6 protein-coding genes are annotated in these 7,238 nt (G+C 43.3%); 4 read left to right on the top strand and 2 right to left on the bottom strand.

Annotated features, from left to right (window positions below):
* Positions 1 to 70 precede the first annotated feature (70 nt).
* Positions 71 to 280 (bottom strand): glycogen debranching protein, encoded by a 210-nt coding sequence (locus DP116_RS25740; protein ID WP_169157854.1) that lies wholly within the window; start codon positions 278 to 280, stop codon positions 71 to 73.
* 215 nt (positions 281 to 495) lie between these two features.
* On the opposite strand from DP116_RS25740, the gene DP116_RS25735 reads away from it, so the two are divergent.
* The 4 genes from DP116_RS25735 (at position 496) to DP116_RS25720 (ending at position 6,214) form a co-directional block, all read left to right on the top strand.
* Positions 496 to 1,452, top strand: a complete 957-nt coding sequence (locus DP116_RS25735; RefSeq protein ID WP_169157853.1) for a peptidoglycan-binding domain-containing protein — start codon at positions 496 to 498, stop codon at positions 1,450 to 1,452.
* 86 nt (positions 1,453 to 1,538) lie between these two features.
* Positions 1,539 to 3,029, top strand: coding sequence for a hybrid sensor histidine kinase/response regulator (locus tag DP116_RS25730; protein WP_169157855.1), 1,491 nt, complete (start codon positions 1,539 to 1,541; stop codon positions 3,027 to 3,029).
* Between the two features lie 214 nt (positions 3,030 to 3,243).
* A complete protein-coding gene (gene ldpA, locus DP116_RS25725; RefSeq protein ID WP_169157852.1) occupies positions 3,244 to 4,365 on the top strand; it encodes a circadian clock protein LdpA in 1,122 nt (373 codons plus the stop codon).
* Between the two features lie 109 nt (positions 4,366 to 4,474).
* Positions 4,475 to 6,214 carry a R3H domain-containing nucleic acid-binding protein gene (locus DP116_RS25720; protein ID WP_169157851.1) on the top strand — a complete coding sequence of 580 codons (1,740 nt, stop codon included), beginning with the start codon at positions 4,475 to 4,477 and terminating at the stop codon, positions 6,212 to 6,214.
* 212 nt (positions 6,215 to 6,426) lie between these two features.
* On the opposite strand, the gene DP116_RS25715 is transcribed toward DP116_RS25720, so the two are convergent.
* On the bottom strand, positions 6,427 to 6,786 hold the full coding sequence (locus DP116_RS25715) for a hypothetical protein (protein ID WP_169157850.1): 360 nt from the start codon (positions 6,784 to 6,786) through the stop codon (positions 6,427 to 6,429).
* Positions 6,787 to 7,238: the final 452 nt, after the last annotated feature.

The following is a 7,238-nucleotide window of genomic DNA, read 5'->3' as shown; positions in this document are numbered from 1 at the left end:
CTCAACTCCCAACTCCCAACTCCCAACTCCCAACTCCCATCTCCCAACTCCTAACTCCCAACTCCCAACTTCAATCCAACTTTAAAGCATTGACCGGAACCTCATCCCAAGAATTAACTGTTCGCAACCGCGCCACCCAACCCCATGCCTTTTGCTCCTGAGTCAAATTTTGCTTAAAGGACTCATGACAGTCTTTGGCTTGGGACTCGTTACAGCAAGCAATACAGGCATAAATCATTCCAGATGGATCAAGTTGTTCATTTACCCAGATAGTCGTCATAGCTGATTCTCACCAAAACTCAAGCAGAAGAAACAATATGCCATTTTAATGACCCAATTGCATAATAATTTTTTTTAATCTTCTGGAATCAATAGATAAATTTTTGAAGCAGTTACAGACAAAGCATCTAGACTATACTGCCGCAGACAATCTATAAATCTATGGCTTATACTTTACTAGCTTGACATTGTAACAAAAAAAAAGAACTAAATAATATGGCACAATATCCCAACGGAGTTTGGATTTGGAACCTCTCAGAGATCCGCGCTGATTATCTGGACAAACTTGTTGAACGCAAAGTACAGCGTGTATATCTTAAGGTTTTTGATGGTAAATATCAAGGTCAACCTACTTTTTGGAGTTGGCAGTGTTCTCCAGAAATTATTCAGGAATTTAAATCTCGTCAGATTGAAGTGTATGGATGGGGATATCACTATGGCACAACTGATATTGCCAGACAAATTGTAAAGGTTAGACAAGCTCTTAACTGTGGACTGGATGGGTATATTGTTGATGTAGAAAAAGAAGTAGAAAACACTAGCACACATACAAATGTAGACAAGCTTCTTTCTGCTTTGCGTATAATCGTCAAGGAAGGAACTTTCGGATATACAACTTTTGGAAATCCTCGACTCCATCCAAATGTCCCTTGGCAGATTTTGGATAAGTATTGCGACTTAGCGTTCCCACAAATCTATTTTGAGAAATTCACATTTCTTCCCACGACTCCAGAAGAAGTTAAAGATTGTCTGGATGCTTACAAAAATTTGGGTTTGAAAAAACCAATCTTACCCATTTGGGGTTCCGAAAGTGACACAGCCAAACCTGCAACAGTCGCGGAACTTCAAGATTACCTGAATAACTATCCTGGTTCATCAATTTGGCGTATTCCTAAGGAAGGTGAACGTGGTGAAGCTTGGAATTTGACATATTCTGGCTTTGTATTACCAATACTTAGACGTAATCTTCGTCAAGGAAGGACAGGAGATGATGTCATGGCTTTGCAAAAAGTGCTGAATGCAAGAGGGTACAATGCAGGAAGCGCAGATGGAAATTTTGGTCCTCAAACGGAAGCTGCTGTCAGAATATTCCAGAAAGAAGCCGTTTTAACTGTAGATGGAGAGGTGGGTAAACTGACTTGGACCGCCCTTGGTGGTAAATTTGATGCATGATGGTAACAGACAGATTTCAGCACACTAACCTGAAATCTGTCTTGCTTGCCGAATATCTATTAAGTTGCCATCTCAGTTTTTTTGAAATGTATAGAAATCAAGGTCAAGAATATAAAGCCAATATTCTAGTCGTTGATGATACACCAGACAACCTACGTCTTTTGTCAGCAATGCTGAGTGAACAAGGTTATGAAGTTCGCAAAGCCTTGAATGGCAAAATGGCACTGACAGCGTGTCAAATGGTTTTGCCTGATATCATTCTGCTGGATATTAATATGCCAGGAGTAAACGGGTATGAGGTTTGTCAGCAACTTAAAGCTGATGAAAGAACTTGTGAAGTCCCAGTGATTTTTATTAGTGCCTTGGATGATGTGTTAGATAAAGTCAAAGCCTTTGATGTGGGAGGTGTAGACTATATCACTAAGCCTTTTTATGGGGCAGAAGTTATCTTGCGAATTCAAAATCAGATTAACTTACGTCTGTTACAAACTAAACTTCAAGAAAAAAATCTTTTATTGGAAAATGCTCTTGACGATTTAAAAGCTGCTCAAGTTAAACAGATTCAAAATGAGAAGATGGTCGCATTGGGGCAGTTAGTTGCCGGAATTGCCCATGAGGTGAATAATCCAATCAGTTTTATCTATGGCAATCTTGAATATGTAGGGCAATACGTGCAAGAACTGGTTCGTGTGATTTTGCTTTATCAGCAAGAATACCCACATTCTACACCTATGATTGAGCAAATCGTCCAGGAGATAGACCTGAATTTTTTGATGAATGACCTGAAAAACTTATTAGGTGCTATGAATAGAGGAGCCGATCGCATTCGGCAAATTGTACTGTCGCTACAAAAATTCTCTCGGCTTGATGAAGCCCAGATGAAGTCGGTAAACATTCATGAAGGTATAGATAGTAGTTTGATGATGTTGCAGCATCGACTCAACGAAACAACATATCGTCCTGGCATTGTTGTTGTCAAAGACTATGGCAATTTGCCCCCAGTCACTTGTTATGCTAGCGAACTTAACCAAGTGTTCATGCATATCTTGAACAATGCGATCGATGCTTTAAAGTCAACACAGGGGCATAGTGAGTGGGAGATGTCGCTTCCTGAATGTGGAGAAATGAACAAAAGTCTCAGTAATAGAAACCATCAAAAATTTCACCAAATAGGGGAAGATGAGCAGAAGCTTTGCGATCAACAGATGTGGCAATTGGAAGATGGTCAGAAGATAAGACCATTACACCCTACCAACTCACCAACTGATGAGGTTAGTTCCATAAGTTGTGTTCCTGTGATTCGTATTCGTACAGAGTTGACAGATAATAATACAGTGAAGATTAGTATCGCTGACAATGGACTTGGTATGGATGAGTCGGTGCGATCAAGAACCTTTGACCCATTTTTTACGACAAAGCCTGTTGGTAAAGGCAGTGGACTGGGATTAGCAATTAGCCATCAGATTGTGGTACAAAAACATCAAGGACAAATTAGTTGCAACTCCTTACCAGGGCAAGGAGCAGAGTTTATCATCGAAATCCCAGTCCAGCATCCAAATACAGAGCTTTTTACTTAGTAATTAAAGTTACTCACTATATCTTCCCCTGCTCATTTGTCGTCCTTCGTAACACAAGCAATATTCTCATCAAACTCCCAAAATATCACTTTTCAACAAAATCTCACGGAAAGCTCGAAAAGAAGGATTTTCTCCTTTGAAATACAAAAAATTAATCATCAAAACTTTTGTGAGTCACCTCTTACATTTTTCCGTCCCATAGCATAATAGAGATGTGACTCATCTGTTAAACCCTTTACGATCCCTCAAACAAGGTCACTGGTTCAAGCTCATCTGCGGGGCCAGCTACCAACATCTGCCTGCGGTCAGAAGTTTGACACTAGCCTACACTTTGGCTGGCGCTGACTGCATAGATGTTGCCGCTGATCCAGCTGTGATTGCGGCAGCCAAAGAAGGGCTGCAAGCTGCCTCTGGCTTATCAGAGGTTGCTGGGCAGCAAGGATTTGGCTTGCATGGAAACTCGCCCCTGTTGATGGTTAGCCTCAACGACGGGGAAGATCCACATTTCCGCAAAGCTGAGTTCAATTCTACAGAGTGTCCCAAGGAATGTGATAGACCATGTGAAAGGATTTGTCCAGCCCAAGCAATTGTTTTTAATAGTATAAAAAACGAATCATCAGGGATCATATCACAAAAGTGCTACGGCTGTGGTCGTTGCATACCAGTTTGTCCATATGATATAATTTATACAAGGTCATATGTCTCAACGCCAGGAGCGATCGCACCATTGATCCTGTCATCAGGAGTAGACGCCGTAGAAATTCATACAAATGTTGGGCGTTTGACAGAATTTCAAAGATTGTGGCAAGCGATTTTACCTTGGGTTGAGCGTTTGAAGTTAGTCGCAATCAGTTGTCCAGATGGAGACGGTCTGATTGACTATCTTCACGCCCTTTATAACGTAATTGCCCCCATACCGTGTGCTTTAATTTGGCAGACTGACGGTCGTCCGATGAGTGGGGATATTGGTGATGGTACCACTCAGGCCGCCGTCAAGTTAGGGCAAAAAGTCTTGGCAGCTAAATTACCGGGATATGTGCAATTAGCTGGTGGAACCAACAGCTACACTGTTGCCAAGTTGAAGGCAATGGATCTGCTGAAGAGAGCAGGGGGAGTTAATTCCTCTTCATCCTCTTCATCCTCTTCCATTGCTGGTATTGCTTACGGTAGTTACGCCCGGGTACTACTGTCACCCATTCTCGAGCAATTAGAAGCAAGGGAGGTGAAAAATAACTGTGTTAAAACAACTGTCCGCTTAGAAGAAGAACCAGAATTGCTCGCTCAAGCGGTTTCGCTTGCACATTCTCTCGTTTCCCAGCTCAAGTCACAGCAGTAGGGAACACTGTTCCTTATGAGCGCGTTGTGGACACTTTCTCTGGGCGGGGTGATCCTCTGCTCGTACTACAAGTGTCCAAGTATCTCTAAAAAACGTCACCATAAAAAGCATGACGATTAAAGACGATCTTCAAAAATTGTTGGACATTTTGCCCCAAGACCTGCAGCAGATACTAGAAAAGCATCCTCAACGAGATAGCCTAGTAGAAGTGGTCTTGGATTTGGGTCGTCGTCCTGAAGCTCGCTTTCCCAATCAAGCAGAGTATCTGGGCGAAACACCCGTTACGCAAGAACAGATAGATGATTGCATCAAGAGAGTGGGAACCTTTGGCGCAGATAATCGGGCAGGAATTGAGCAAACCCTGCACAGAATTAGTGCCATCCGCAACCGCAGTGGTAAGATTATCGGCTTAACCTGTCGTGTTGGTCGGGCAATATTCGGCACAATTGGCATGATCCGCGATTTGGTAGAAACTGGAAAATCAATTCTCATGCTAGGACGCCCTGGTGTGGGGAAAACCACTGCACTACGGGAGATTGCCCGTGTTTTAGCGGATGATTTCCAGAAGCGAGTCGTCATAATTGACACTTCCAACGAAATCGCCGGAGATGGTGACGTTGCCCACCCCGCCATCGGTCGCTCACGGCGCATGCAAGTGGCTCATCCAGAACAGCAGCATCAAGTGATGATTGAAGCTGTGGAAAACCATATGCCAGAAGTCATCGTTATTGATGAAATTGGTACAGAACTGGAAGCCTTAGCAGCTCGTACTATTGCTGAACGAGGTGTTCAGTTAGTAGGAACTGCTCACGGTAATCAGATTGAAAACCTGATCAAAAATCCGACGCTTGCTGACTTAGTTGGTGGTATTCAGGCTGTGACACTGGGAGACGATGAAGCCAGACGGCGAGGGACTCAAAAGACTGTTTTAGAACGCAAAGCACCTCCTACCTTTGAAATTGCTGTCGAAATGTTAGAACGGCAACGCTGGGTAGTCCACGACAGCGTAGCTGACACAGTTGATACTCTCCTACGGGGACGTCAGCCTAGCCCGCAGGTGAGAACTGTGGATGAAAACGGCAATGTGAACGTGACTCGTCAACTTACCGCAATCAACGGTCGTGGGCAAACACTCGGTGCTGAGGAGTCTTTCGCAGCACCAGCACGACAGTCAAATGGCTGGCGTGCAACTGGGCAAATGATACCCCTACCGACATTGTCTAGTGATACCCAAAAGAGTTCGGGACGAACTGAGTTTGACCGCTTACTCGATGAATCTTTTAATGGGTATGATGGGTATGATTTGGACTCCACCACCAGACGCGCGGGACCTAATGGCGAAGATTTGCCACTGCACGTATATCCCTATGGCGTTAGCCGCAGCCAATTGGAACAGGTCGTTGGGGTTCTTTCTTTACCAGTAGTCTTGACAAAAGATCTTGATAGTGCTGATGCTATATTGGCGTTGCGATCGCACGTCAAAAACCACGCCAAACTACGGCAAATGGCTAGAGCACGTCAAATACCAATTCATATGATCAAGTCCAGCACCCTACCGCAGATTACCCGAGGCTTGCGGCGGTTGCTGAATATGGACGATCCGGAAGTTAACGACGATCGCGAAATGCAACTGTTTCTCCACAGCGCCAGTGATGATGAAATGGACGCCTTGGAAGAAGCAAGACTTGCTGTAGAGCAAATCGTGATTCCCAAAGGACAGCCAGTCGAATTATTGCCCCGTTCTCCTCAAGTGCGGAAAATGCAGCACGAGTTGGTAGAACACTATCGGCTGAAATCTAATAGCTTTGGGGAAGAACCAAATCGGCGTTTACGGATTTATCCAGCTTAGAACAGTGAACAGTGAAGGAGTCAGGAGTCAGGAGTCAGGAGTCAGGAGTCAGAAGTCGTAATTCTTTTTTTCTTCCTTCTGAATACTGAATTCAGAATTGCTGAATTCTTCTTCAAACTGATAACTGTTAAAAAGCAATAGGTGACAAGTTACAGTTTCCCTGTACCCTGTCACCTGTCTTCTAAAATCTTTATTCGCGCCTACTTGTCTGCTTACTTTGTGTTGTCCTGTACAGTCTCAGCAGTCCTTTCAGCAGTATCTGGGTACACGTTGCCAAACTGTTTTACAGCTTCTACTGATTGTCCCACAATTCTTTTCGCGCGTTCACCAGGAGCACCTTCGGTTTCGCGACCTTCCTTAGTCCATTCGCCTATAGTTTGCGGTCTGTCGGAAGAGTTCCGCTCTAGCGCTTGGTTAACTCTGTTGGTTAAGTCTTTGGCACTACTCTCATTAGCAACATTTGTTGTCAGCACTAGCAACCCAGCTAGGACTACAGCGAAAAAACGTTTTACTTGAAGTTGGTTAAATAGAGAATTGATCTGAGCAACTGCCTTAGAAATCAAATTTATCATTACAAGACTCCATTCGTTGATTTTCAACACTTTTTACAGTTTCAGAACCGGAGCACACTCGCCTCAATCACAGGTTGGCTCCGGAAATGGAGTCAAAATCAACCTATCTTCAAGCGAATGAGTCGTCCTGAATATAAGTCAAGACTAGCTGTAAAAACGTAATTATTCTTCTAACAGAAGTCATAGTTTGGTTGTAAACAACATAAGACTATGTGCGGATTTGCTGGGACACAACTCAAGGAGTATATTTGAATATCTGGTTAAGATACGTTGGTTTTTTCTGGATTTTGGGGTTGCGACTGTCTTAAACGAAGTCAGAACGGCTATAGATAATCAAGACAGATAAAATAAAGGAACATAAAATCATCATCTATTGTAAACAGATGAGCAAGCTTGTATCCTTACAGACAGTCATTGAATATGTAGAGGCTCTTTCAACCGAAGAGCAAGAT

The organism is Brasilonema bromeliae SPC951, assembly GCF_012912135.1.
GTDB lineage: Bacteria > Cyanobacteriota > Cyanobacteriia > Cyanobacteriales > Nostocaceae > Brasilonema > Brasilonema bromeliae.
Note: the sequence above shows the minus strand (reverse complement) of the source record. Positions and strands in the feature narration are given on the sequence as shown.

What these genes read in the sequence shown, in the direction of transcription:
- DP116_RS25740 (WP_169157854.1), bottom strand. Translation starts at nt 280, where the DNA reads ATGACGACTATCTGGGTAAATGAACAACTTGATCCATCTGGAATGATT.
- DP116_RS25735 (WP_169157853.1), top strand. Translation starts at nt 496, where the DNA reads ATGGCACAATATCCCAACGGAGTTTGGATTTGGAACCTCTCAGAGATC.
- DP116_RS25730 (WP_169157855.1), top strand. Translation starts at nt 1,539, where the DNA reads ATGTATAGAAATCAAGGTCAAGAATATAAAGCCAATATTCTAGTCGTT.
- DP116_RS25720 (WP_169157851.1), top strand. Translation starts at nt 4,475, where the DNA reads ATGACGATTAAAGACGATCTTCAAAAATTGTTGGACATTTTGCCCCAA.
- DP116_RS25715 (WP_169157850.1), bottom strand. Translation starts at nt 6,786, where the DNA reads ATGATAAATTTGATTTCTAAGGCAGTTGCTCAGATCAATTCTCTATTT.